The sequence below is a fragment of the Streptomyces sp. NPDC056231 genome, from assembly GCF_048270745.1.
In the GTDB taxonomy this organism is placed as follows: Bacteria; Actinomycetota; Actinomycetes; order Streptomycetales; family Streptomycetaceae; genus Streptomyces.
On sequence record NZ_JBLVKW010000004.1, the window covers coordinates 128,720 to 153,722 of the forward strand.

General features: G+C 70.3%; 22 protein-coding genes and 1 pseudogene. 5 read left to right on the forward strand and 18 right to left on the reverse strand.

What is annotated here, in order from left to right; all coding sequences use genetic code 11:
- Positions 1 to 90: 90 nt before the first annotated feature.
- The 7 genes and pseudogenes from ACNPQM_RS05765 to ACNPQM_RS05795 all read right to left on the reverse strand — a co-directional run bounded on the left by ACNPQM_RS05765 (position 91) and on the right by ACNPQM_RS05795 (position 5,522).
- Positions 91 to 759 (reverse strand): 3-oxoacid CoA-transferase subunit B, encoded by a 669-nt coding sequence (locus ACNPQM_RS05765; RefSeq protein ID WP_418083132.1) that lies wholly within the window; start codon positions 757 to 759, stop codon positions 91 to 93.
- Positions 759 to 1,451 (reverse strand): 3-oxoacid CoA-transferase subunit A, encoded by a 693-nt coding sequence (locus ACNPQM_RS05770; protein WP_418083133.1) that lies wholly within the window; start codon positions 1,449 to 1,451, stop codon positions 759 to 761. The genes ACNPQM_RS05765 and ACNPQM_RS05770 overlap by 1 nt, the downstream gene beginning before the upstream one ends.
- 26 nt (positions 1,452 to 1,477) lie before the next feature.
- A pseudogene (locus ACNPQM_RS05775) lies at positions 1,478 to 1,612 on the reverse strand (3-oxoadipyl-CoA thiolase); the annotation flags it as partial.
- A complete protein-coding gene (locus tag ACNPQM_RS05780; RefSeq protein ID WP_418083134.1) occupies positions 1,609 to 2,877 on the reverse strand; it encodes an FAD-dependent oxidoreductase in 1,269 nt (422 codons plus the stop codon). The pseudogene ACNPQM_RS05775 and the gene ACNPQM_RS05780, both read right to left, overlap by 4 nt.
- A gap of 13 nt (positions 2,878 to 2,890) precedes the next feature.
- A complete protein-coding gene (locus ACNPQM_RS05785; RefSeq protein WP_418083135.1) occupies positions 2,891 to 3,526 on the reverse strand; it encodes a maleylpyruvate isomerase N-terminal domain-containing protein in 636 nt (211 codons plus the stop codon).
- Positions 3,523 to 4,350, reverse strand: coding sequence for a fumarylacetoacetate hydrolase family protein (locus ACNPQM_RS05790; protein WP_358859967.1), 828 nt, complete (start codon positions 4,348 to 4,350; stop codon positions 3,523 to 3,525). The genes ACNPQM_RS05785 and ACNPQM_RS05790 overlap by 4 nt, the downstream gene beginning before the upstream one ends.
- Before the next feature lie 2 nt (positions 4,351 to 4,352).
- Complete coding sequence (locus ACNPQM_RS05795) at positions 4,353 to 5,522, reverse strand: cupin domain-containing protein (RefSeq protein ID WP_418083136.1); 1,170 nt, start codon at positions 5,520 to 5,522, stop codon at positions 4,353 to 4,355.
- A gap of 69 nt (positions 5,523 to 5,591) precedes the next feature.
- On the opposite strand from ACNPQM_RS05795, the gene ACNPQM_RS05800 reads away from it, so the two are divergent.
- Both ACNPQM_RS05800 and ACNPQM_RS05805 read left to right on the forward strand, forming a co-directional pair.
- On the forward strand, positions 5,592 to 6,368 hold the full coding sequence (locus tag ACNPQM_RS05800) for an IclR family transcriptional regulator (protein WP_418083137.1): 777 nt from the start codon (positions 5,592 to 5,594) through the stop codon (positions 6,366 to 6,368).
- Between the two features lie 209 nt (positions 6,369 to 6,577).
- Positions 6,578 to 8,224, forward strand: coding sequence for an MFS transporter (locus ACNPQM_RS05805; RefSeq protein ID WP_418083139.1), 1,647 nt, complete (start codon positions 6,578 to 6,580; stop codon positions 8,222 to 8,224).
- A gap of 119 nt (positions 8,225 to 8,343) precedes the next feature.
- Here the strand turns inward: ACNPQM_RS05805 and ACNPQM_RS05810 are convergent, their stop codons facing one another.
- The 3 genes from ACNPQM_RS05810 to ACNPQM_RS05820 all read right to left on the reverse strand — a co-directional run bounded on the left by ACNPQM_RS05810 (position 8,344) and on the right by ACNPQM_RS05820 (position 11,268).
- Positions 8,344 to 9,936 carry an MFS transporter gene (locus tag ACNPQM_RS05810; RefSeq protein ID WP_418083140.1) on the reverse strand — a complete coding sequence of 531 codons (1,593 nt, stop codon included), beginning with the start codon at positions 9,934 to 9,936 and terminating at the stop codon, positions 8,344 to 8,346.
- 185 nt (positions 9,937 to 10,121) lie between these two features.
- Entirely contained in the window at positions 10,122 to 10,592 is a 471-nt protein-coding gene (locus tag ACNPQM_RS05815; RefSeq protein ID WP_418083141.1) for a MarR family winged helix-turn-helix transcriptional regulator, read from the reverse strand.
- A gap of 508 nt (positions 10,593 to 11,100) precedes the next feature.
- Complete coding sequence (locus tag ACNPQM_RS05820) at positions 11,101 to 11,268, reverse strand: hypothetical protein (protein WP_418083142.1); 168 nt, start codon at positions 11,266 to 11,268, stop codon at positions 11,101 to 11,103.
- Positions 11,269 to 11,446: 178 nt separating this feature from the next.
- Between ACNPQM_RS05820 and ACNPQM_RS05825 the strand changes: the two genes are divergently transcribed.
- Complete coding sequence (locus tag ACNPQM_RS05825; protein WP_418083143.1) at positions 11,447 to 12,754, forward strand: protein kinase domain-containing protein; 1,308 nt, start codon at positions 11,447 to 11,449, stop codon at positions 12,752 to 12,754.
- Positions 12,755 to 13,053: 299 nt separating this feature from the next.
- On the opposite strand, the gene ACNPQM_RS05830 is transcribed toward ACNPQM_RS05825, so the two are convergent.
- The 4 genes from ACNPQM_RS05830 to ACNPQM_RS05845 form a co-directional block, all read right to left on the reverse strand.
- Positions 13,054 to 14,412 (reverse strand): class I SAM-dependent RNA methyltransferase, encoded by a 1,359-nt coding sequence (locus ACNPQM_RS05830; RefSeq protein ID WP_418083144.1) that lies wholly within the window; start codon positions 14,410 to 14,412, stop codon positions 13,054 to 13,056.
- Between the two features lie 101 nt (positions 14,413 to 14,513).
- Positions 14,514 to 16,559, reverse strand: coding sequence for an APC family permease (locus ACNPQM_RS05835; RefSeq protein WP_418083145.1), 2,046 nt, complete (start codon positions 16,557 to 16,559; stop codon positions 14,514 to 14,516).
- A gap of 120 nt (positions 16,560 to 16,679) precedes the next feature.
- Positions 16,680 to 17,717, reverse strand: coding sequence for a 1-aminocyclopropane-1-carboxylate deaminase (locus tag ACNPQM_RS05840; RefSeq protein WP_418083146.1), 1,038 nt, complete (start codon positions 17,715 to 17,717; stop codon positions 16,680 to 16,682).
- A 63-nt stretch (positions 17,718 to 17,780) separates the two neighbouring features.
- A complete protein-coding gene (locus ACNPQM_RS05845; protein ID WP_418083147.1) occupies positions 17,781 to 18,473 on the reverse strand; it encodes a GntR family transcriptional regulator in 693 nt (230 codons plus the stop codon).
- A gap of 306 nt (positions 18,474 to 18,779) precedes the next feature.
- Between ACNPQM_RS05845 and ACNPQM_RS05850 the strand changes: the two genes are divergently transcribed.
- Both ACNPQM_RS05850 and ACNPQM_RS05855 read left to right on the forward strand, forming a co-directional pair.
- Entirely contained in the window at positions 18,780 to 19,448 is a 669-nt protein-coding gene (locus ACNPQM_RS05850; RefSeq protein WP_358860377.1) for a potassium channel family protein, read from the forward strand.
- Complete coding sequence (locus ACNPQM_RS05855) at positions 19,448 to 20,125, forward strand: potassium channel family protein (RefSeq protein WP_037701202.1); 678 nt, start codon at positions 19,448 to 19,450, stop codon at positions 20,123 to 20,125. The genes ACNPQM_RS05850 and ACNPQM_RS05855 overlap by 1 nt, the downstream gene beginning before the upstream one ends.
- A gap of 84 nt (positions 20,126 to 20,209) precedes the next feature.
- Here the strand turns inward: ACNPQM_RS05855 and ACNPQM_RS05860 are convergent, their stop codons facing one another.
- The 4 genes from ACNPQM_RS05860 to ACNPQM_RS05875 form a co-directional block, all read right to left on the reverse strand.
- Complete coding sequence (locus ACNPQM_RS05860) at positions 20,210 to 20,971, reverse strand: DUF3159 domain-containing protein (protein WP_358860378.1); 762 nt, start codon at positions 20,969 to 20,971, stop codon at positions 20,210 to 20,212.
- Positions 20,972 to 20,974: 3 nt separating this feature from the next.
- Positions 20,975 to 21,382, reverse strand: coding sequence for an OB-fold nucleic acid binding domain-containing protein (locus ACNPQM_RS05865; RefSeq protein WP_345514291.1), 408 nt, complete (start codon positions 21,380 to 21,382; stop codon positions 20,975 to 20,977).
- A 128-nt stretch (positions 21,383 to 21,510) separates the two neighbouring features.
- Positions 21,511 to 22,203, reverse strand: coding sequence for a response regulator (locus tag ACNPQM_RS05870; RefSeq protein ID WP_358860379.1), 693 nt, complete (start codon positions 22,201 to 22,203; stop codon positions 21,511 to 21,513).
- A 52-nt stretch (positions 22,204 to 22,255) separates the two neighbouring features.
- Complete coding sequence (locus ACNPQM_RS05875; protein WP_418083148.1) at positions 22,256 to 24,799, reverse strand: ATP-binding protein; 2,544 nt, start codon at positions 24,797 to 24,799, stop codon at positions 22,256 to 22,258.
- Positions 24,800 to 25,003 lie beyond the last annotated feature (204 nt).

The following is a 25,003-nucleotide window of genomic DNA, read 5'->3' on the forward strand; positions in this document are numbered from 1 at the left end:
CGAGATCCTAACGCCGTCACTGCACGGCGAACGCACACACCGGACATTTGCTTTACGCACCACATGTGATCTTTATCTGCTGTAAGGGATTCAGGCGTGCAACTTCACGGAGAGCCGCTCCCTCAGTTCCGCCACCGTGAGGCCGTACGTCTCCAGGACCCGGACCCCGTCCGGGCCGACGACAAAGACGCCGTGGTCGGTGTAGACGCGGTGGACACAGCCGGGTCCGGTGAGCGGGTACGTGCACGCGGGGACCAGCTTGGGGGCGCCGTCCCGGGTGAACAGCTTCATCATCACCAGGACCTGCCGTGCTCCGACGGCAAGGTCCATCGCACCGCCCACGGCGGGGATGGCATCGGGGTCACCGGTGTGCCAGTTGGCCAGGTCACCGTGCTGGGACACCTGGAACGCCCCGAGGACGCACACGTCCAGGTGGCCGCCGCGCATCATCGCGAAGGAGTCGGCGTGGTGGAAGTAGGCCGCCCCCGACAGCTCGGTGACCGGCACCTTCCCGGCGTTGGTGAGATCGGGGTCGATCTCGTCGCCGGTCGCGGCCGGGCCCATGCCGAGCATGCCGTTCTCGGTGTGCAGCACGATCCCCGCGTCCGGCGACAGGTGCTCGGCGATCCGGGTCGGCTGCCCGATGCCGAGGTTGACGTACGAGCCGGTCGGAATGTCGCGTGCGATGCGGGCGGCGAGTTCGTCGGTGGTGAGCGGGCCCCGGCCGGTGTGCTCCACGGTGGTGGCTGCGGTCGTCATCAGCGGGCTCCTTGCACGGTCAGCCGGCGGGCCTCGGCCCGCACCAGGCGGTCGACGTAGATGCCCGGGGTGACCACGGTCTCCGGGTCGATCTCCCCGACGGGCACGATCTCGGTGACCTGGGCGACGACCGTGCCGGCCGCGGTGGCCATGACGGGGCCGAAGTTCCGGGCGGTCTTGCGGTAGACGAGATTGCCCGTGCTGTCCGCCCGGTGCGCCGAGACCAAAGCCACGTCGCCCTTGATCGGGTACTCCAGGACGTGGACGCGTCCGTCGATCTCCCGCGTCTCCCTGCCCTCCGCCAGCGGGGTGCCGACGCCGACCGGGCTGTAGAAGGCACCGATGCCCGCCCCGGCGGCCCTCATCCGCTCGGCGAGGGTGCCCTGCGGTACGACCTCCAGCTCGACCCGGCCGGCCCGGTACAGGTCGTCGAAGACATAGGAGTCGCTCTGCCGGGGGAAGGAGCAGATCACCTTGCGCACCCGGCCGGCCTTCAGCAGCGCGGCCAGGCCCACGTCCCCGTTGCCGGCGTTGTTGGACACCACGGTCAGGTCGCCGGCGCCCTGCCGGATGAGGGCGTCGATGAGGTCGAACGGCATGCCCGCCAGACCGAATCCGCCCACCAGGACCGTCGAGCCGTCCGCGATGCCCGCCACGGCCTCGTCGGCCGTGGCGGCGATGGTCGTGGTCATCCCTGGCTCACCTCGTCGGTCACGTTCTCCAGGCCCGGCGCCTTGGCCAGCAGGCCGGTCAGCGCGGTGGCGGCGAGGTCGTCGGGGCGCGCCCCGGCGAGGGCCCCGTTGAACCGGCCGAACGGGGTGCGGGCCGCCGCGTACAGGTAGGCGTCGCTCATGCAGCATCACCCGCAAGCACCGATTCCTCGACGGCCGCCGAGGACAGCGGAACCGGCGTGAACATCTCCGGCTCCTCGTCCGGCGTCAGCGCGGTCGGCCCGTACAGCCAGTCGGTGAATGCGTAGTCGTAGGTGTCGCGGGCGCGCAGCAGCACGTTGCGCTGCGCGCGGGCGACTCCGTCGAGGTGCCACAGCTCGCCCCACTTGCGGGAGGTGGTCAGCACGCGGCGGCAGTGCTCCGGGCGGACGGCCTCGTAGGCGGCGAGCGCGGTGCCCCAGTCGACCGTGCCGTCCTCGGCACGGTTGCGGGCGACGTGCTCGCCCAGCACCCAGCCGTCCTCGAGGGCCATGATCGCGCCCTGTGCGATGTACTGCAGCGGTGGGTGCGCGGAGTCACCGAGCAGCGCGATCCGGCCCTGCACCCAGTTCATGACCGGGTCACGGTCGAACATCCGCCACCACTTGTCCCGCCACATGAACGGCAGGCCGTCCTGGACGAAACCGCAGGTCTTGGCGAAGGCGGCGTCGAGCTCGTCGGGCGTGCCCCAGTCCTCCCGGCCGGCCAGCGCCTTGGGCGACTCGAAGACCGCGACCTGGTTGAGCATCTCGCCGCCGCGCAGGCCGTAGTGGACGAAGTGGCAGCCGGGGCCGACGTACACCACGACCTCGCTGAGGTCGACGGACTTCACCCGCGGCTGCTCGGCGGGGACGGTGCCGCGGTAGGCGACGTACGCCGAGGAGACCGGCTGGTCGTCGACGAACAGCTTGCGGGCCGGAGAGTGCAGGCCGTCGGCCGCGATCACCATGCCGGCCTGGTGGGTCTCGCCGGAGGCGACGGTCACACGGGCGCCGCCGTCGGTGTTCTCGTACGAGGTCACGCGTGCGGCGTTGATCAGCTCGACACCGGCGCGTTCGCAAGCACGCAGCAGCAGGCCGTGCAGGTCGCTGCGGTGGATGACCAGGTACGGGTAGCCGTAGCGCCTCTCCAGGGCGCGCAGGTCGAGCCGGGTCAGCTCGTCGCCGTCGACGGCGTCGCGCATGACCATCGCGTCCGGGACGACGCCGAGGCTCTTGGCCTCCTCCAGGAGACCGTAGTCGTCGAGGATGCGGGTGCAGTTGGGGGCGAGCTGGATGCCGGCGCCGACCTCGCCGAAGGCGGGGGCGCTCTCCAGCAGGCGGACGCTCTGGCCCTGGCGGGTCAGCGAGAACGCCACGCCGAGGCCGCCGATGCCGCCGCCGACGACGATCACATCAGGGTGTGACATGGGATGCACTCCTTTACAGCCACGGGCCGAGCTCGGGGGCGTCGGCAAGCGAGTGGGGACGGCCGGCCAGCCAGGCGGTGACCTCGGACAGCGGGCCGTCGGGGAGCTCGGTCAGCCCGCGTTTGGCGCTGATCTCGGCGACCAGGGCGGTCAGGAAGCCCTTCGGAAGGTCGGCGAAGGTGACGACGTCGGTGCCGAGGTCGACGGCGTGGACGCACACCTCGCGGGCGCGCATCCACGGGAGTTCGGTGGCCGGGACGGTACGGCCCTGCGCGGTGACGACCTTGTGCTGCCACTGCTCGTCGGTGAGCCCGTCCAGTCCCTGCGCGAGCCGGTGCGCGGAGCCGGTCAGCCAGGATCGGAGCTCGTCGGCCGACAGGGTGGGGCCCTTGGCGATACCGGCGGCGCGCTCCTCGGCGGAGGCGTACATCGGCGTCTCCTCGCCGGTGGCCGCCCAGTGCACCAGGTTGCACAGGGCGTCGGCGTTGGCGGCGATGTGCGCCACGAGGTGCCCCCGGGTCCACTCCGGCAGCACGCTCGGGGCCGCGAAGCCGGTCTCGTCGAGGCCCGCGACGGCGTCGAGCATCAGCTCGGTGCCCGTGCGGGCCCACGCGCGCGCGTCGGCGAAGGTCCGCGTGACCTCGGTCATGCCGCGACCACCTTGTTGGTGCAGGCGCCCAGGCCGGCGATCTCGGTGACGACGGTCTGGCCGGGGAGCAGGAACACCTTGGGGTCGCGGGCGTTGCCCACGCCCGCCGGGGTGCCGGTGGCGATGATGTCGCCCGGGCGCAGGGTGATGACGGTGGAGATGTACTGCACCAGGAAGACCGGGTCGAACAGCAGCGTGCCGGTGTCGTCCTGCTGCATGACCTGGCCGTCGACGACCGTCTTCACTTCGAGCGCGGGGCGGACGCCGCCGACCTCATCGGGGGTGACGACGTAGGGGCCGACCGGGGTGGAGGCCTCCCAGATCTTGCCCTGGGTCCACTCGATGGTGCGGAACTGCCAGTCACGCACCGAGATGTCGTTCATGACGGTGAAGCCCGCGATGGCGTCCGCGGCCTGCTGCTCGTCGGCGCGGCGCACCTGCTTGCCGATCACGACGGCCAGCTCGACCTCCCAGTCGAACGCCTCGGTCTCGGCCGGCTTGACGATGTCGTCGTGCGCGCCCAGCAGGGTGTCGGCGAACTTCGGGAAGAGCGTCGGGTAACTCGGCAGGTCCCGGCCCATCTCCTTGATGTGGTCGGTGTAGTTGTGGCCGACGCAGACGACCTTGGACGGGTTCGGGACGACCGGCGCGAAGTCCGCCGACTCGGCCGGGTAGGTGGTGCCGGACGCGGCAGCGGCCCTGGCCTGCCAGCCGTCCTCGGCGAACAGCTCGCCCAGGTCGGGGTACCCGAGGTCGACAAGGGTCTCGCCGTCGAGGCGGACCGCCCGGGTCCCGTCGGCGGTGCGGATGGTGGCGAGCTTCATGGTCAGGCGTCCTTCTGGGTGCGGTCGTTGCGGTGGAGCTTGAGCGCCTCGAAGACGGGCGCGTCGGAGAAGCGGAAGAGGTCGAGGGCTCCCTCGTCGGAGTCGGTCGTGCCGGCCTCGGACCTGGCGGCGAACGGCTCCCAGGACGGGACGACGAACAGGTCGCCGCGGGTGACCGTCCAGGACTTGTCGCCGACGCTCACCACGCCGGAGCCGTCGAAAACCTGGTAGACCGACGACCCGGTCTCGCGCACCGGCGCGGTCTCCGCGCCGCGGGCGATGCGGTGGAACTCGGCGCGAATGGTCGGCAGCACGTCGGAGCCGTCGTGCGGGTTGGCGTAGCGCACCGCGGCGTGGCCGGGCTCGACGGTGCCGCCGAAGCCCTCTTTCTCCAGCAGCAGTTGGTCCCGCAGGGCCGCGTTGGTGTACTCCCACTTGTACGACAGCAGCGGGCTGCCCGGCGTGGCGGGTACGGCCGACAGCGGGCGCAGGCCGGGGTGGCCCCACAGGCGCTCGGAGCGCGACCGCTCGGGGGTGATCCGCTCCGCGTCGCTGATCTCGTCGCGGCCGAACTCGAAGAACTGCGCCTCGGTGACGTACTGGAAGGGGATGTCCAGACCGTCGATCCAGGCCATCGGCTCGGAGGTCGCGTTGTGGTGGGCGTGCCAGTTCCAGCCGGCCTGCGGGAGGAAGTCACCGCGGTTCATCGGCACCGGGTCGCCGCCGACGACCGTCCACACACCCGAACCCTCGACGACGAAGCGGAAGGCGTGCTGGGTGTGGCGGTGCTCGGGGGCGTCCTCGCCGGGCATGAGGTACTGGATGGCCGCCCACAGCGTCGGGGTGGCGAAGGGCCTGCCGGCGAGGGTGGGGTTGGCCAGCGCGATGGCCCGGCGCTCACCGCCGCGGCCGACCGGGACCAGGTCGCCGGCCTGCGCGGCGAGTTCCCGCAACCGCTCCCAGCGCCACAGGTGCGGCACGGCGCGCGAGCGCGGGTGGGCCGGCATCAGGTCGCCGATCTCGGTCCACAGCGGGACAAGGAGTTCCTGCTCGAAGCCCCGGTACAGCTCTTCGAGCGCCGGGGTGACCTCGGGCTGCCCCTCTACGGAGACGGCCTGGAGCCGGACCGGGGAACCGGTGGCGGTGTCTTGGGCTATGGAGGTCTCAGTCACGGCATCAGCGTGCGCCGCGTCTGGTGAGGGAACATGGAGATTCTGGAGAGCAGAATCAGGGGACCCGCCATGGACAAGCCGCTGAAGACACCGCCGCCCTACCCGATCGCCAGCGTGGACCACGCGCTGCGGGCGGCGACCATCCTGCAGATGGAGGGCGGCGCGACCGTCTCGCAGATCGCCGAGCGGCTGGGCGTCGCCCGGTCCACCGCCCACCGGATCCTGGCGATGCTGGTCTACCGGGACTTCGCCGTGCAGGACGAGGACCGCCTCTACCGCGCGGGACCGGTGCTGGAACTCGCCGCGCACTCCCAGTCCCTGGTCTCACGGCTGCGCGCGGCGGGCCTGCCCCACCTGCACCGGGTCGTCGATCTGCTGGACGAGACCACGAACCTGATCGTGCGCACCGGGGACACGGCCCGGTTCATCGCCAGTGTCGAGTGCCGGCAGGCACTACGGGTCGGCTCTCGGGAGGGCATGGTGTTCCCGGCACACCGCACCACGGCGGGATTGCTCCTGCTCGCCGACCTCTCCGACGAGGAACTGGACGAGGTGTACGCCCCCGAGCGCTACCGCGACCGTCCGGCCGACCGACCGGACCTCGCCCGCCTGCACACAGAGCTGAAACGGCTGCGGCGCAACGGGTTCGCCGTCAACAAAGAACGGTCCGAGCGGGGTCTGATCGCCGTCGGCGTACCGGTGCGTGATCGGAACGGCACCGTCCTGGCCGGCCTGTCGGTGTCGATGCCCGGCGTGCGCTACGACCCGCACCGCCTGCAGCCTCTGGTGGCGACTCTGGACGCCGCCGCGCGCGCCCTGGAGACGGACCTGGCCGAGCGGTTGTGAGCCCTCGGGTCGCCTTACATCAAGACCATTCATTTTAAGTTGCGCGTATTTCATTGACGCGACGTAAAGCGAAGTGTCATTCTCCACGACACCACGCCGGACTCGCGACGTGCCCCCTCCCCCACCGCGTGCGCCGAGCCGAGCGCTTTCACGCTCTCGGGGCTCCCGTTTCCGGGACGCCCGCCTTTCCCCAGCCAGGGAGAACAGCAATGACACTCAACAACGGGACGACCACGCCCCAGGGCCCAACCGCGGGGGCCGCCCGGAGACCGGGCTACGCGGGAACACTGGCTGCCGCCTGCGGTGCGGTCTTCGTGGCCCAGGTCGCGAACGCGCTGCCGGCCTCGCTGCTCGGGCTCTTCCAGCAGGACCTGAACACACACGGATCCCAACTGACGTGGATCACCGCCGCGTTCATGATCGCGGTGGTCTGCTTCGAGTTCACCTTCGGTGTCCTCGGTGACCTCTTCGGGCGGCGAAGGCTCGTCGTGGCCGGCACGGCCCTGGTCGCCACGGGCAGCACCGTGGCCGCGCTCGCGCCCACCGTGCAGGTGCTGTGGATCGGCGCCGCCCTCAACGGGCTGGGCGCCGGCGCCATGTTCCCCGGCTCGCTCACCGCGATCACCGCCGTCACCCGCACCCTGCGGGAACGGGCGCACGCGGTGGCACTCTGGAGCGGTTTCCTGTCCGCCGGCGCCGCCGTCTCACCTCTGCTCGGCGGCATGTTCGCCAAGGTCGGGTCGTGGCGTGGTTCCTTCGGGGTGCTCGTCGGACTCGCCCTGGTCAGCATGGTGCTCACCCTGGTGCTGGCCACGGAGTCGAATGCGCCCGAGGGCCGCACATTCGACGTAGCCGGTCAGATCACTTTCGCCGTCGGTCTCATCCTGGTGCTGTACGGAGCCGTCGAGGGGCCCGAGTCGGGCTGGACCACCCTTCCCGTCATGCTCGCCTTCGTCTTCGGCATATGCTTCCTCGCCGGATTCGTCGTGGTGGAGCTGGGGGCCGAATCCCCGATCCTCGACCTGAGGCTGTTCCGCAACCGGGCCTTCACCGTGTCGTCCGTCGCCGCGGTCATCGGCATGCTCGCCTTCCTCGGCGCCTGCTTCGCGATGAGCATGTGGCTGGGTCCCGTGCAGCACCAGGACCCGATCCGCGTCGGGATCCCCTTCCTGCTCCTCCAGGGGCCCGCCTTCGTACTCATCCCGGTCGTCTCGCGCCTCCTGCACCGGGTCGCCGCGTCCTGGCTGCTGACCTCCGGGTTCGTCCTGATGGCGGTCGGCTGCCTGCTGTTCACCCGGCTGGACGTCACCCACCCGGGACTCGGCGCGTTCGTCGCCCCCGCCCTGCTGATCGGCGTCGGTTTCGCCCTGACCGTCAGCTCGGTGACGGCCGTGGCGCTGAACAGCGTGCCCCTGCACCTGGCTGGCATGGCCAGCGCCACCACCAACATGCTGCGCGACCTCGGCTTCGCCCTCGGCCCGGTCGTTGTCAGCGCGGTCGCCCTCTCCAACGCGGGGTCGGCGTTTGCGGCGAACCTGTCCGGCGCGGACCTGCCGGGCGGTCAGGAGGCAGCGGCACGCGAGATCGCCGGGGCCGGAGGGCCCATCGCCGTGAACAGCCTGCTGCCCGGCGCCCCGGGATCCGCGGCGCACGGTCTGGCCCTGGACGCCCTGGGCAGCGGCTTCAGTACCGCGTTCCTGGTGTGCGGTGTGGCAGCCGCCGTCGCCGCGGTCCTGACCGCCTTCGGCATGATCGGGCTTCACGCCCGCCGTTCCGCCGAGGACGAGGCGCCCGCACCGCCGGCTCCGGGAAGCGACGGCGGAGCGGAATCGGCTCCGGCCGTCCTCCATCCCTGACCTCAGCGACTTCTCAGGACGTCACCGGGGCGATCGACGCGCACCACCCCGTCTGCCGCACACCGGGCGCGGCAGACGGGCGGTGTGCCCGGCTTCGGCCCACCTCCCCCCACCCGTCATCAGCCGTCGGTGGCAGGCGAGTTGGCGCCGCGGCGCAGGCCAGCGGCGGCGAGCAGGGCACCCGCGACGCACAGGACGGCGGTGACGAGAACGGCGGCGTGCACCCCGTTCATGAAGGCGTTGCCACTGCCCTCGGCAACGGCGGCCTTCAGCTGTGCGGGCATGCTGCCCGTGACCGGCGCCACGCCCATCGCCACGGCGTCCTTCGCCGCCTCGAAGCCATGTGCCGCAGAGGCCTCCGCTCCGGCGCCGGTCAGCTCGCCGACGAGCGTGGAGCCCACGCGGCTGCTGATCAGCGAGACCAGCACGGACGTGCCGAGGGCGCCGCCGATCTGCAGCGCGGTGGACTGCAGGCCGCTCGCCACACCCCCGTCCTTGACGGGCGCGTTGCCGACGATCGCGTCCGAGGACGCCGACATCACCATGCCCACACCCAGACCGAGCAGTACGAACGGCGGCCACATGGCCGCGTACGAGGAGTGCGCGTCCCAGGTCAACATCCACAGGGACGCCACCGCCTCCAGCAGCATGCCCGCCGGCATGGACAGACGTGCGCCGAACCGCCCGGTCAGCGCCGCGCCCAGCGGTGCCGCGACCACGGAGGCCAGACTCAGCGGCAGGGTACGCACGCCCACCTCGACCGGGGTCAGGCCCCGGACGTTCTGCAGGTACAGCATCAGGAAGAAGATGACGCCGAGCAGCACGAAGAAGTTGATAGCGGTGACGAGGGTGCCGATGGTCAGCGCCGGGCTGCGGAACAGCCGCATGGGCAGCAGCGGGTGCCGGACACGGGTCTCGTACCAGCCGAAGAGCACCAGCAAGACCAGCCCGGCGGCGAGGGAACCCAGCGTTCCTCCCGAGGTCCAGCCCCAGCTCTCGCCCTTGATCACGCCGAAGACCACGGCCACCAGGCCGAGCGCCAGCAGGATCACGCCGGCGATGTCGAAGCGGTGGCGGCCGGTGGATTCCTTGCTCTGCGGCAGTACGAACGCGCTGAAGACCAGGGTCGCGACACCGATGGGCGCGTTGATGTAGAACACCGACTCCCAGTTGACGTGCTCGACCAGCAGGCCGCCGACGACCGGTCCGAGCGCGGTCGAGCAGGAGGCCACCATCGCCCACAGGCCCACCGCCAGGCCGAACTTCTCCGGCGGGAAGACCGCACGCAGCAGGCCGAGCGTGTTGGGGATCAGCAGCGCGGCGCAGAGTCCCTGCAGCGCACGGAAGGCGATCACGCCTTCGACGGAGCCGATCAGGCCGATCATGACGGAGGTCACGACGAAGCCCGCGACTCCGGTCATGTAGTACGTGCGCCGCCCGAACCGGTCACCCAGCTTGCCGCCCAGGATCAGGGCGGCGGCCATGGCGATGAGGTAGGAGTTGGTGACCCACTGCAGGTCGGCGGTGGACGCGTGCAGGCTGCGGCCGATCTCCGGGTTCGCGATCGAGACCACGGACCCGTCGAGGTTGACCATGAAGAGACCGATCGCGACAGCGATCAGCGTCAGCCACGGATTGGAGCGCGGGCCCCGCTCGGTGCGCAGTGGCGACGCAGTGGGCAGGGTTGAGTGGTCCACGGAGGTGGAGGGCATGCAAGTGCCTTGTCTGTGGTGAGAACGTCGACAAGTCGACGCGATGGATCAAGGCCTTCGGCACGGGCGGAGACACGGCGGCGTGCGGCCACCAACGGGGGGAAGGGCGGCGGGGCAACGGCGTGGTCGACGTGCGGGCTGCGCACGGGACCGAGCGCTCGCGCCGGAGAACCGGTGCCGGAAGGTCAGTCGGCGGAGTAGAAGCGCCGGGTCAACGCCAGCAGCGCGCCACAGGCCGAACCGAGGGCGTCCTGCTCCCCGTCGGTGAGGGTCTCCAGCAGACGCGCCATGTGGGCTTCCTTCAACCCCTGCGCTTCTGCGAGTCGCTCCGCGGCCAGCGCCGTCGGGTGCAGATGAGCGACCCGCTTGTCAGCAACGTCCCGTCTGCGTTCCAGCAGCCCCAGCTCGGCGAGCTGGGAGACAAGGGCACTGACGTTGTTCGGCTTCATCAACAGGGCGTCCGCCGCGTCACGGACCGTGATGCCCGCGCGCTCCTCGACAAGCCGCAGCAGAGCGAGCTGCCCCTCCGACAGCGTCGGGTGCGGGAAGTCCAGGGCCACCCGCCGCTCGAGCACCCTGTTCAGCACAGGCAGAACCGCCACGAGCACGGAGGCCACGTGGTCGTTCTGCCGGCCGGAGGTGGGGGAGTCGAGCACACATCGACTATAGGTACGATCACATACCTATGTCAACATACAGAACTCCTTGCCGGAGCCAACGGAGCACAGCGGTCGGCCGCCCGCCGACGGCGGTACGAAGCCGCACGGCCCTTGTCGGCCGGATCCAGAGCGACCAGGCGCGCCGTTTGCCTCGTACGCGATCGGTCCTCGTACGAGAACGGCGGACGCCGCTGATGTTGAGGACAGATAGCCGGTGGCGGCCACGACGACGCCGATGCCGCGATGGACGGCGGTGTCATTCATGCGATTCCTCACTGGCACGGGTGACGGCGCATGCGACTCCCGCCGCCCCTCCCCCGATACGAACCACTGCGCGAATCCCGGACACCGGCCCGCCCACCGCTCGCACGTAACCGCCTCCGTGTGCTCGGCAGTCTCCCGAGCAGCGGCCCCACCTACCCCTGATCCTCCGTCTTCCCGATCAGCAGCGCGATCCGCCCGCCGAGAGTGATCAGGTCCTGGATGAACCGCTCCAGATACTGGATCAGCGGTCCATGTACGTGAGGAACGCCTCGACTTCGATGTCGTGCAGATCAATGGTGCGCCGGCGCGGCCCCATGAAGACACGGGCGTTGTCGGCGAGGTCGGCAAAACGCGCGGACAGGGCGACGTGAGCCTTCGCCGGATCCGGCTCGTCCTCCGCCGCGATCACCAGCAACGCCCGCAAAAAAGCGCGGCCATGCCGACGACCGATCTTGGCGGCTCGTCAGGTCCCTCCTGCCACGGCCGGTAGGCTGGGGCGGCTGCGGCCCCCACCGTCACCCGAGCCCACGTGGTGAGTGACCTCCTGCGGCGGTCGAGACGTCTCACGGCATGAGGATGAAGCACAGGTGCTGATAGCGGGCCGATACCGGCTGCACGATCCGATCGGACGCGGCGCGATGGGAGAGGTCTGGCGAGCCTTCGACGAGACCCTCGGCAGACCAGTGGCCGTCAAACTCCTGCTCCCCCAGGACACGGACCCGACGGCCGCCTCACGTTTCCGCCTGGAGGCACAGACCGCGGGGAGCCTCAACCACCCCTATGTGGTGGGCGTCTTCGACTTCGGCGAGCACGAGGACCGTCTTTTCCTGGTGATGGAGCTGGTTGAGGGCGACAGCCTCGCCCGGCACCTCACCACCGCCGGCCCGTTGCCCGCCGAGCAGGTGGCGCGGATCGCCGCGCAGGCCGCCGCCGGGCTCGCCGCCGCCCACCAGCAAGGCGTCGTGCACCGCGACATCAAGCCCGCCAACCTCCTTCTGGACGCCGACGGTTCGCTCAAGATCGGTGATTTCGGAATCGCCCGTTTCGTCGACGATCCGGCCGCCGCCCTCACCACGACGGGACAGATCGTCGGCACGAGCCTCTACCTCGCCCCCGAGCGTGCCCTCGGCCGGCCCGCCGGTCCGGCCTGCGACGTGTACGCCCTGGGCTGTGTGATCTACCAGCTCCTCACCGGCCGCCCGCCGTTCCAGGCCGATACCGCTGTCGCGATCCTCCACCAGCACCTGGACGCCTCCCCCGTGCCGCCCCGGCAGCTGGGCGCGGACATTCCGGCCGCCTTCGAGAACTACCTCCTGGCTCTCCTCGCCAAGCAGCCGCAGGACCGGCCCATCGCACAGCAGGTCGCTGACTGGTTCGCCACCGGCGCCTGGCAGGGCCGATCCGCTCCGATACCTGCCCCTGCGACGGGGACCGCATCCGCGCCGTCACCAGGACATGACGCCCCCTCCGGACGGCTGCCGCACACCACTGCGGCCGGCCCCGCGACCACCTACGCCTTGCCCTCCTCCGCCGGGCACACGCGTCGGTCACGTGCGCCTCGGCGCCGGGTCGGGCCGGGTATCCGCGGACTCGTGGCGCACCGGCCGAGGGTCGCGGGCGTGGCCGTCGGGGCGGTGACCTTTCTGGCCGCGATGCTCGCCGGGGTGCTGTGGTTCTCGCCGGGCCGCAGTTCGGCAGAGGCCCCGCAAACCGACACGCCCGGCGCCACGAGCCCCACGACGGCTCAGGAGCCGACCGACCCCCCGTCCGACACACCCGACCCTTCGTCCACCGCATCGCTACCGGCGAGCACCGCAGACCGTCCGGAGCAGAAAACCGAGAAGGAGCAGAGGGGAAACAAGCACGGGAAGCACAAGGAGGACGAGGACGACTGAGCGACCGACCACGGAAGCGTCACAGCACCCGCCAGGACCCCGGCATCCTGCGCAGCCCCGCGGCAAGCAGCAAGGCCGTTGTTACGGCGGGCGGCACAGGACGTGCAGGACGGGGTAGGCCAGCAGGTTCTGGAGGAGTGGGCGGCCCCGGGCCACGTCGGGCCGTATGCCGCGCCGCGGAGTACGGGCGGCGCCGAGGAGCGGCGTTCGCAAGGATCGCGACCCGCGCCACCTTCCGCACCTCCAGAAACTGGTCGACGCGACCCGCCTCTGACCGGAAGAGTCAGAAGAACAGCAGGTCAGACGCCCCTTGTGAGCGGTTCGAGAATCGCCACGCACTCCACATGATGCGTCATCGGGAACAGATCGAACGCCCGCAGCGTCCGCACCTTGTAGCCGCCCTCCCGGAAGTACGCCAGGTCGCGGGCGAGTGCCGCCGGGTCGCAGGCGACGTAGGCGATGCGGCGGGCGCCGAGGCCGGTCAGGTGCTTCACCGTCTGCTTGCCCGCGCCCGCGCGCGGCGGGTCGAGGACGATCAGGTCGCACTCGGTGATGCCGGTACGCGGCAGAACCTGCTCGACCTTGCCGTGCTCGATGCGGACCCGCTCCAGGTCCTTCAGGTTGTGCCGGGCATCCTCGACGGCGCGCTTGCCGGACTCGATGCCGAGCACCGCGCCCTTCTCGCCGATGCGCTGGCCGAGGGCTCCGGCGAACAGGCCGACGCCGCAGTAGAGGTCGAGGGCCATGTCGTTCTTGCGGGGCAGCAGGCCCTGCATGACCGCGCGGACCAGCGTGTTGGCGGCCTGCGGGTGGACCTGCCAGAAGCCGCCGGAGCCGACGCGGTACGTGCGGTCGTCGGCGCGTTCGCGGACGAAGCCGCGGCCGTGGACCCGGTGGATGCCGCCGTCGCGCTCGTCGACGCGCAGGACCGAGACCGGCTTGTCGAGCTCGACGAGCGGCAGCCGGGCGCCGGGCTTCGGGGCGAGGATGACCTGGCGGTCGTTGGAGCCGGTGGCGGTGATGGCTTCCACCGAGGCCATGCCGGTCCAGTCGCGCTTCTCGATGCCGAGTTCGGAGACTCCGGGCGCCGCGATCATGCAGTGCTCGATCGGTTCGACGTCGTGCGAGCGGTGCTTGCGCAGGCCGGCCCGGCCGTTCTCGTCGATGGCGTACTGGACGCGGGTGCGCCAGGCCGGCACCTCGCCCGCCGGGAGCTTGTCGCCCTCGGCCGGCATGACGGTGCCGTCCCAGCCCGCCTCTTCGGGGGTGAGGCCCGCGAGGCGCTGGAGCTGTTCGGCGATGACCTCGCCCTTGAGCCGCCGCTGGGCGCCCGGCTTGGCGTGCTGCCAGTCGCAGCCGCCGCACTTGCCGGGGCCGGCGTACGGGCAGGGGGCCTCGACGCGGTCCTTGGACGGTTCGATGATGGTGACGGCGTCGGCCCGCAGGAAGCGGGAGTCCTTCGTGCCGTCGGTGACCCGGGCGACGACCTTCTCGCCGGGGAGGGTGTGCCGCACGAAGAGGACCTGGCCCTCCGCGGTACGGGCGATGCAGTGGCCGCCGTGGGCGACGGGGCCCACCTCGACCTCGTACTCCTCGCCGATCAGCGAGTCCCCGGTCTGCGAGTCCTCGGCCGGCGACGAGGTGGATTCGTTCTGCATGACGGGATGGCTCCAGAGATCAAAGGAAAAACGGCCGGACAACAACCCACGAGTCTACGCGGGTGGCGTCCGGCCGCTTACCAAACGGCGGGCGGGGAGGGTCAGCTCTTGCTGGTCTCCTTGTTCCTTCGTTCCACGGGGCCCCGGCGCACCGAACCAGGAGCGTTCCAGTCCGCGCGCTTCCTGGCGCGCTTCTTCGCGGCCTCGGAGGATTCCAGCTGGTACGGGACGGACGTCACCATGACACCGGGGGTGAACAGCAGCCGCCCCTTGAGGCGCAGGGCGCTCTGGTTGTGCAGCAGATGCTCGTACCAGTGGCCGACCACGTACTCCGGGATGTAGACGCTGACCACATCACGCGGGCTCTCCCGGCGGAGGCTCTTCACGTAGTCGATGACCGGGCGGGTCACCTCGCGGTACGGGGAGTCGAGGATCTTCAGCGGGATGTTGATGCCGCGCCGCTCCCAGTCCTCCTTGAGCGCCTTCGTCTCGGCCGGGTCGACGCTGATGGAGAGCGCCTCGAGCTGGTGGGAGCGGATCAGCTTGGCGTACGCGAGCGCGCGCAGCGTGGGCCGGTGCAGCTTGGAGACCAGGACGATGGAGTGGACCCGGGAGGGCTTCATGGTGTCGTCGGACGGGACCTCCTCGGCGGAGATCTCCTCGGCGACGCGGTCGTAGTGCCTGCGGATCGCGGTCATCGTCCCGTAGAAGATCACCATGCCGAGCAGCGCCACCCAGGCGCCGTGGGTGAACTTCGTGGCGAGGACGACGACGAGCACCAGGCCCGTGAAGAAGGCGCCGAAGGTGTTGATCGCCCGGGAGCGGATCATGTGGCGGCGCTTGGCCGGGTCCTTCTCGGTGCTCAGATGGCGGTTCCAGTGCCGCACCATGCCGGTCTGGCTGAGGGTGAAGGAGACGAACACACCGACGATGTAGAGCTGGATCAGCCGGGTGGAGTCGGCTCCGTAGACCCAGGTGAGCAGGATGGCCGCACCGGCCAGCAGCACGATGCCGTTGGAGAAGGCGAGCCGGTCACCGCGGGTGTGGAGTTGGCGCGGCAGGTACCGGTCCTGGGCAAGGATCGAGCCGAGCAGCGGGAAGCCGTTGTACGCGGTGTTGGCGGCCAGGAAGAGCACGAGGGCGGTGGCCGCGGCGAGGACGACGAAGAGGAACGAACCGTCGCCGAAGACGGCGGCGGCGACCTGGGAGATCACCGGGTCCTGGACGAAGCCCGGACCGACGGGCACGCCGTTGTGGATCAGGTCCGTCGCCGGGTTCTCGGCCATCTTCACATCGGTGGCCATGGCCAGGCCGATGATGCCGCAGAACATCGTGACGGCCAGCAGCCCCATCATCGCGAGGGTGGTCGCGGCGTTCTTGCTCTTCGGCTTGCGGAAGGCGGGGACACCGTTGCTGATCGCCTCGACGCCGGTCAGCGCCGCACAGCCGGAGGAGAACGCCCGCAGCAGCAGGAAGACGAGGGCGAAGCCGGCCAGCCCCTCGCGCTCGGGCCTGATCTCGAAGTTCGAGGTCGGGGCGTGCATGGTGTCACCGAGGGCAAGACCGCGGAACGCACCCCAGGCGATCATGATGAAGACGCCGGCCACGAAGAGATAGGTGGGAATGGCGAAGAGCTTGCCGGACTCCTTGACGCCCCGCAGGTTCATCAGCGTCAGCAGCACGATGGCCCCGATCGCGCAGAGCGTCTTGTGCTCGACGACGAACGGGATCGCGGAGCCGAGGTTCTCCACACCGGAGGCGATCGACACGGCGACCGTCAGGACGTAGTCGACCAGCAGGGCGCTGGCGACGGTCAGACCGGCCTTGGGCCCGAGGTTGGTGGTAGCGACCTCGTAGTCGCCACCACCGCTCGGGTAGGCGTGCACGTTCTGCCGGTACGAGGCGACGACCGTGAACATCAGGACCACGACAGCGAGGGCGATCCACGGGCTGAAGTTGTACGCCGACACGCCCGCGACGGACAGCACCAGGAGAACTTCTCCTGGTGCGTACGCCACCGAGGACAGCGGGTCGGATGCGAAGACGGGGAGGGCGATGCGCTTGGGGAGGAGCGTCTCCCCCAGCTTGTCGCTGCGCAGCGCCCGGCCAATCAGGATCCGTTTGGGCAGGTCGGTCAGTTTGGACACGCAGAGGATCGTAAGCGTTCCGTATGGAGGCCGCTGACGCACCACCCCCGTGGCCCTGCAATCTCCTGCACATAGCCGAGAACGCCACGGAATCCTTAACGGAATCCTTGCACTCGCCGCCTACGAGAACAGCGCGCTGTAACCGTTCAGTGCCGGTTGGCCACCGAGATGGGTGTAGAGGACGGTGGCGTTCCGGTCGATCTCGCCGCGCGCCACGAGGTCGACGGTGGCGGCCATCGACTTTCCCTCGTAGACGGGGTCGGTGATCATGCCCTCGGTACGGGCGGCCAGCCGCATGGCGTCGAGGGTGGCGTCGTCGGGGATGCCGTACGTCCCTGCGTGGTACCGCTCGTCCAGTTCGATGTCGTCGACGGTGAGTTCCCGCCCCACACCGATGAGCCGCGCGGTGGCGGCGGCGATCCTGGCGATCTGGTCGCGGGTACGGGCGGGCTCGGCGGAGGCATCGACGCCCAGGACGCGGCGGGGACGGCCGCCCGCCTCCTCGATGGCGGCGAAGCCCGCGACCATGCCGGCCTGGGTGGAACCGGTCACCGAGCAGACGACGACGGTGTCGAAGAAGACGCCCAGCTCGCGTTCCTGCTCGGCCACCTCGTACGCCCAGCCCGCGAAGCCGAGTCCGCCGAGCGGATGGTCGGAGGCACCGGCCGGGATGGCGTACGGACGTCCCCCGCCCTCCTCGACCTGGTGCAGCGCCTGCTCCCAGCTCTCCTTGACGCCGATGCCGAACCCGGCGCGCACCAGGCGGACATCGGCGCCCGCGAGACGGCTGATCAGGATGTTGCCGACCTTGTCGTAGACGGCGTCGGGCCACTCCACCCAACTCTCCTGGATGAGCACGCACTTCAGGCCCGCCCGGGCCGCGACCGCCGCCACCTGACGGGTGTGGTTGGACTGGACGCCGCCGATCGAGACGAGCGTGTCGCAGCCCTTCGCCAGGGCGTCGGCGACGAGGTATTCGAGCTTGCGGGTCTTGTTGCCGCCGTACGCGATGCCGGAGTTGCAGTCCTCGCGTTTGGCCCAGACCGCGGCGCCGCCGAGGTGAGCAGTGAGGCGGTCGAGGCGGTGCACGGGCGAGGGACCGAAGAGGAGCGGATAGCGGGCGTAAGAGGAGAGGGAGGAGGAGGCGGAGGTCGTCATGGGACTCCTGACGTCATGGGGTGGCGGGTTCGGCGGGCTTCTGCTGTTCCTGCGGTCAGCCGGTCAGGGTGCGCCGGCCGGTGTCCCGTCGGCGGGTTCGTCGCCGGCGGGTTCGTCGGCCAGTTCTTCGAGGGCGCGCCAGATCTCCGCGGTGATCCGGGCGGCGGCCTCCGCATCGCGCGCCGCGCACGCCTCGATCAGCCGGTCGTGCAGTCCGGCCGAGCCGTGCGCAGCGCTCTGCGTGCCGAACTGCCGCCATTCCAGGCGCCGGATCAGCGGTGTGTAACGCTCGACGGTGGCGGCGACGGCGCGGTTGCCGCAGGCGGTGACGAGGACGTCGTGCAGCTCGTCGTCGGCGCGCAGCGCGCCCGCGACGTCACCGCCCCGCGCCGCCGCCCGGAAGCGGTCGTTCGCCGCGCGCATCGCGGTGATGTCCGCCTCGGTGAGCAGGGGTACGGCGGTGCGGGCGGCAAGCTCCTGCATGGCGCGGACGACGGCGGCAGCGTCGCGTACGTCGCGCGGGACGAGCCGGGTCACCCGTGTGTAGCTCTGCGGCTTGCTCTCGACGAGGCCTTCGCCGGTGAGCCGGGACAGGGCGTCGCGGACCGGGGCGCGGGAGAGTCCGAGCCGTTCGGCGAGGTCGGCGTCGCGCACGGACGCGCCGGGTGGGATCTCGCCACGGACGATGGCGTCGCGGATGGCCCCGTACGCGGTGTCCCGCAGCAGAGTCCGTTGGACGGGCCGGAGAGTCTCCATGAACTGACATGTTAGATGTCTGTGATGGCGAGACTCAAGAGTTCGGCCCCGGGGCCCGATGTCCTGTGCTGGGCACAACGCCGGTGGTGGGCGCCTGCCCCGGCGTTTCGCTTTACCACCCCTTTGCAGGCACCGCCACCGTGAAAGCACACTCGAATGAGGCAACGCGTCCATGGCCGCATAAGCTCATCCCGGGCAACGCCGGAAAACGTTGCCCCGTTGTTTGCCCGGCAAGCTGAAGAAAGAGTGTGAGCAGGGTGTTTTCGCAGGTCAGCCGGACGACCAGGACTGCGAGGTAGGCGCAAGGTGCACATCGTCATCATGGGCTGCGGGCGAGTAGGAGCCGCTCTCGCGCAGACCCTGGAGCAGCAGGGGCACACCGTCGCCGTGATCGACCGGGACCCCACGGCGTTCCGACGCCTCGGGTCCGGATTCGGCGGACGGCGGGTCACCGGCGTCGGTTTCGACCAGGACACCCTCCGTGAGGCGGGAATCGAGGAAGCCGGTGCGTTCGCCGCGGTGAGCAGCGGCGACAACTCGAACATCATCGCCGCCCGGGTGGCCCGCGAGATGTTCGGCATCGAGAACGTCGCGGCGCGGATCTACGACCCGCGGCGCGCCGAGGTCTACCAGCGCCTCGGCATCCCCACGGTCGCCACCGTGCGCTGGACCGCGGACCAGATGCTGCGGCGGCTGTTGCCGTCGGGCGCCGAGCCGCTGTGGCGGGACCCGAGCGGTGGTGTCCAGCTCGCCGAGGTGCACACCACGCCGTCGTGGATCGGGCACAAGATCAGCACCCTGCAGGAGGAGACGGGCGTCCGCGTGGCGTTCCTCACCCGACTGGGCGAAGCCATACTGCCTTCGTCGCAGACGGTGCTGCAGGAGGGCGACCTGGTCCACGTGATGATGCGAACGGACGAGGTCGCGAAGGTCGAGGCGGCCTTCGCCGAGGGTCCTGAGGAGGGCGGTCACTGATGCGTGTCGCGATTGCCGGGGCCGGCGCGGTGGGCCGTTCCATCGCGGGCGAGCTGCTGGAGAACGGCCACGAGGTGCTGCTCGTGGACAAGGCGCCGACCGCCATCTCGGTGGAGCGGGTGCCGATGGCCGAGTGGCTGCTCGCGGACGCCTGCGAGATCACCTCGCTGGACGAGGCGGCGCTCCAACGGTGCAATGTCGTGATCGCCGCGACCGGCGACGACAAGGTGAACCTGGTCGTCTCGCTGCTCGCCAAGACGGAGTACGGCGTGCCGCGGGTCGTCGCCCGGGTCAACAACCCGAAGAACGAGTGGTTGTTCAACGAGTCGTGGGGCGTCGATGTCGCGGTCTCCACGCCGCGTCTGATGTCCGCGCTGGTCGAGGAAGCGGTGAGCGTCGGCGATCTGGTCCGGCTGCTGCGCTTCAGCCACGGCGACGCCAACCTGGTCGAACTGACGCTGCCCCCGGAGTCGGCGCTGGCCGGCACCCAGGTCGGCGATGTGGCGTGGCCGGAGGACACCTCGCTGGTCACCATCATCCGCGGTACGCGGGTGCTGACGCCGAGTTCCGAGGAGACGCTGGAGGCCGGTGACGAGCTGCTGTTCGTGGCCGCTCAGGCGCGCGAGGAGCAGCTGGAGGACCTCCTCTCGGTGCGTCGCGAGATCAGCGGCGGCTGACGGCGCCGTCCCGTATTCCTGTACGCCGAAGGGGCCCGGAACCGTATGCAGCGGTTCCGGGCCCCTTCGGCTGTCGCGGACCGGTCAGACCTCGTGGTGACGGACGGCCGCGGCGGCTTCCGCCTTGCGGGCCTTCTCGGCCTGTTCCTCCGCCTCCATCTCGGCGAAGACGTCGATCGGCGGCGGCGCCTTCGCGAGGAAGACCCACGTCAGATACACCGCGAGCAGGAACGGCGGGATCTTGAGGGCGACCAGGACCCAGCCGAGCTGCGCGGTGTCGGCCCACCAGTAGAGCGGGAAGAGGATCGCGCACTTGGCGAGCAGGATCAGCCCCCAGGCCCAGCTGGCCTTGGCGTACGCCTTCTTGCGGCCGGGGTTCCTGGTACGCCAGGAGAGGTTCTCCTTGAAGACCGGGCCCAGCATCAGCCCGATCAGCGGCACCCCTGCGAGGGTCGTGACGAGGTAGGCAACGGCCAGACCCAGCGTGTAGAGCATCCCGGGCAGGTAGAAGTCCTTGGCATTGCCCGTCATCATCGCGAAGACCACACCGAAGGCCACGCCGAAGACCCCGCTGAAGGCGTGCTTGACGGTGTCCCTGCGGATCAGCCGTACGGCGACGAGGAGCAGGGACACGGCCAGCGCCGCGATGGCCGAGGTGTGCAGGTCCTTGTTGACGGTGAAGACCGTGACGAAGAGCAGCCCGGGTAGGACTGTCTCCACCATCCCTCGGAGGCCGCCGAATGCCTCGAAGAGGGCTGCTTCGGTGACCGCCTTGGCGTCGGCCTCCTGCTGGGCGGTCGGGTTGGTGCGGTCCGTGTCGGACGTCGGCTTGTCGAGAGACGTCACCGGCTACTCCTTGCCGAGCGGTCGGAGTTCGTATTTGGGGTTGAACAGCACCCGGCGCCCGTGACTCATGGCGATCCGGCCCGAGGCGATGAGCTTGCGGCCCGGCTCAATGCCCACGATGGAGCGCCGGCCCAGCCAGACCACGTCGAGCGGTGCGGTGCCGTCGAAGAGCTCCGCCTCCAGGGCGGGCACTCCGGCGCGCGGCCGCAGGGTGACGGTCCGCAACGTACCAGTCACCTTGACGATCTGGCGGTCGGTGCAGTCGGAGATCCGCGTGCAACCCGATGCCTGCGAGTCCTCCTGCAGCTCCTCCGACTCCAGGTCCTGCTGGGAGCTGGACAGCCGGTCGAGCATCCGGCGGAAGCGGCCGGACGGCCTCTCCGCCTTCTCGGGACGTGGAACAGCACTCATACCCGAAGGGTACCGGGCCACGGCGGTCCGGGCGGTTATCCGTTCTTTCACTCGAACGGCATACCCAGCAAGGCTCGTTCTTGACGCCCGCGGCGCGCCGGCCGCCGTCGGTCCGGTGCGCTCGGGCGTCAGCCGCGTTCGAAGCGGTAGCCCATGCCCGGCTCGGTGACGAAGTGCCGGGGGTGCGAGGGATCCGCCTCCAGCTTGCGCCGGAGCTGTGCCATGTAGACCCGCAGATAGTTGGTCTCGGTGCCGTACGAGGGCCCCCACACCTCCTGCAGCAGCTGCTTCTGGCTCACCAGCCGGCCACCGTTGCGGACCAGGACCTCCAGCAGATGCCACTCGGTCGGGGTGAGCCGCACGTCGCGTCCCTCGCGGTGGACCTTCTTGGCCGCCAGATCCACGGTGAACCCTTCGGTCTCGACCATCACGACGTCGTCGGCGCTGTCCTGGCCGACCGGCTCGGCCCGCCGTACCGAGGCACGCAGTCGGGCCAGCAGCTCGTCCATGCCGAACGGCTTGGTGACGTAGTCGTCGGCCCCGGCGTCCAGCGCCTCGACCTTCTCGTCGGAGGTGTGACGGGCGGAGAGCACCAGGATCGGTACCCGGGTCCAGCCGCGCAGCCCCTTGATCACCTCGACACCGTCCATGTCCGGCAGCCCGAGGTCGAGGATGACGACGTCGGGGTGGCGCGCGGCGGCGAGCTGCAGGGCGGTCGCACCGTCGGGCGCGGCGTCCACCTCGTACTTGCGCGCCTTCAGGTTGATCACGAGGGCGCGTACGATCTGCGGCTCGTCGTCGACCACAAGCACCCGGGTCATCGGGGACCTGCCTTTCTGCTGTACAGAACTGCTGACTGAGGCGTTACGAGGATCATGAGGCGACCTGCGCCGGCAGGTCGGGGCCGGCCGGAACGTATCCCGACACCGCTTGGAGCGTCAGGACCATGGTCATGCCACCGCCGGGGGTGTCCTCAGCCCCGAGGGTGCCGCCCATGGACTCCACGAAGCCGCGGGCGACGGCGAGTCCGAGGCCGACCCCGGCGCCGCGCGGGGCGTCGCCGTAACGCTGGAACGGCTCGAAGATCCGCTCCTTGCCCTCGTCGGGGACGCCGGGCCCGCGGTCGGCCACCCGTAGCTCGACCCGGGAGCCCAGCGCGCTGGCGGCCACCGTGACGCGTTCCCCGTCGGGGCTGTACTTGACGGCGTTCTCGACGATGTTGGCGACGGCCCGTTCCAGCAGCCCCGGGTCGACGGCGACCATCGGCAGCGACTCCGGGATGTCCAGGTCGACGCTGTCCTCCGGTACGCCTCCGAGCGCCATCGGGACCACCTCGTCGAGGTCGATCTCGCGGATCAGCGGGGTGACGGTGCCGGTCTGCAGCCGGGACATGTCGAGGAGGTTGCCCACCAGGTGGTCCAGGCGGTCGGCGCCGGCCTCGATGCCTTCCAGGAGCTCCGCCTGGTCCTCGTCGGACCAGGCGACGTCGTCGGAGCGCAGGGAACTGACGGCGGCCTTGATGGCGGCCAGCGGGGTCCGCAGGTCATGGCTGACGGCGGCCAGCAGCGCGGTCCGTATCCGGTTGCCCTCGGCGAGCCGGCGGGCCTCCTCCGCCTCCCCGACCAGTCGCTGCCGGTCGAGCACGACGGCGGCCTGGGCGGCGAACGCACCGAGCACGCGACGGTCCTCGGCAGGCAGCACCCGGCCGGACAGCGCGAGCGCCATGTGGTCGCCGACCGGCATGTCCACATCGGCGTCCTCGGGGCGGGCGACCGGCCCGGGGCCGACGCTGCCCGCACAGGTCCACGGGTCGACGTCGCTCTTCCGCTCCAGCAGCGCGACGGACTCCATCGCGAAGGTCTCACGGACCCGCTCCAGCAGGGCGTCCAGCGTCGTCTCGCCACGCAGGACGCTGCCCGCGAGGAACGAGAGGATCTCGGACTCGGCGCGCAGCCGGGCCGCCTGATGGGTACGGCGGGCCGCCAGATCGACGACGGAGGCCACCGCCACCGCGACCGCGAAGAAGATCACGATGGCGACGAAGTTCCTCGGATCCTGGACCGTCAGGGTGTGGGTCGGTGGGGTGAACCAGTAGTTCAGCAGCAGAGAGCCGACGGCTGCCGAGGCGAGGGCCGGCTGCAGCCCGCCGATCAGGGCTGCAGCGACGGTCAGAAAGAGGAAGAGCAGGACGTCGTTGGCGAGCCCCGGGCCGTTCTGCATGCCGGTCAGCAGCACCGTGAGGAGGGCCGGGCCGCCGACCCCGACCAGCCAGCCCCAGACGATCCGGGCCCGGCCCAGCCGGGCCCCGCGGGCGATCGGCAGTCCGCGGCCCTTGGCGACCTCTTCGTGCGTGACGATGTGGACATCGAGGTCGGGGCCGGACTCGCGGGCGACGGTGGCTCCGACGCCGGGCCCGTAGATGTACTGCCAGGCCTTGCGGCGGCTGGAGCCGAGCACGATCTGGGTGGCGTTGACACCGCGGGCGAATTCGAGGAGCGCCGAGGGTATGTCGTCGCCGATGACGTGGTGGAACGTACCGCCGAGGTCCTCGACGAGGGTGCGCTGGACGGTGAGTTCCTTGGGCGACGCGGAGGTCAGTCCGTCGCTGCGGGCGATGTAGACGGCGAGGATCTCGCTGCCGGAGCCCTTGGCGGCCATACGGGCTGCGCGGCGGATGAGCGTACGGCCCTCGGGGCCACCGGTGAGTCCGACGACGATGCGTTCGCGGGCCTGCCAGGTGGAGCGGATGTTGTGTTCGCCGCGGTACGCCTGGAGGTACTCGTCGACCCGGTCGGCGACCCAGAGGAGGGCGAGCTCGCGCAGGGCGGTGAGGTTGCCCGGGCGGAAGTAGTTGGACAGGGACGCGTCGATCCGGTCCGGCTTGTAGATGTTGCCGTGGGCCATCCGCCGGCGCAGCGCCTGGGGCGACATGTCGACCAGTTCGAGCTGGTCGGCGCGGCGGACGACCTCGTCGGGGACGGTCTCGCGCTGCCGTACGCCCGTTATCGACTCGACGACGTCGCCGAGCGACTCCAGGTGCTGGATGTTGACGGTGGAGATGACGTCGATGCCGGCCTGGAGGAGTTCCTCGACATCCTGCCAGCGCTTGGCGTTGCGGGAGCCCGGCACATTGGTGTGGGCCAGCTCGTCCACCAGGGCGACGGCCGGGGCACGTTCCAGGACCGCGTCGACGTCCATCTCGGTGAAGACGGCGGACCGGTACTCGATCTCGCGGCGCCGGATCTGTTCCAGGCCGTGCAGCATGACCTCGGTGCGCGGCCGGTCGTGGTGCTCCACGAATGCCACGACACAGTCGGTGCCCCGCTCCACCCTGCGATGGGCCTCGGAGAGCATCGCGTACGTCTTGCCGACACCCGGTGCCGCACCCAGGTAGATCCGAAGCTTGCCGCGTGCCATGGCCCCATTGTCTTTCAGAACGGCTGCGGCCGGTGCGGCAGCCGTTCTCGAAGTTACCCCGAAGTTTTACGGCGCATGAGGCTCAGGGGCGGGCAGAAGGCCGAATTGACAGAATTCTGATGCGTCGGACCGGGCGGATTGCGCATATCCCGAAAGTGAGCAGCAAAAGGTGCCCGGGACGAACCCGGGCACCCGTCCAGGGCG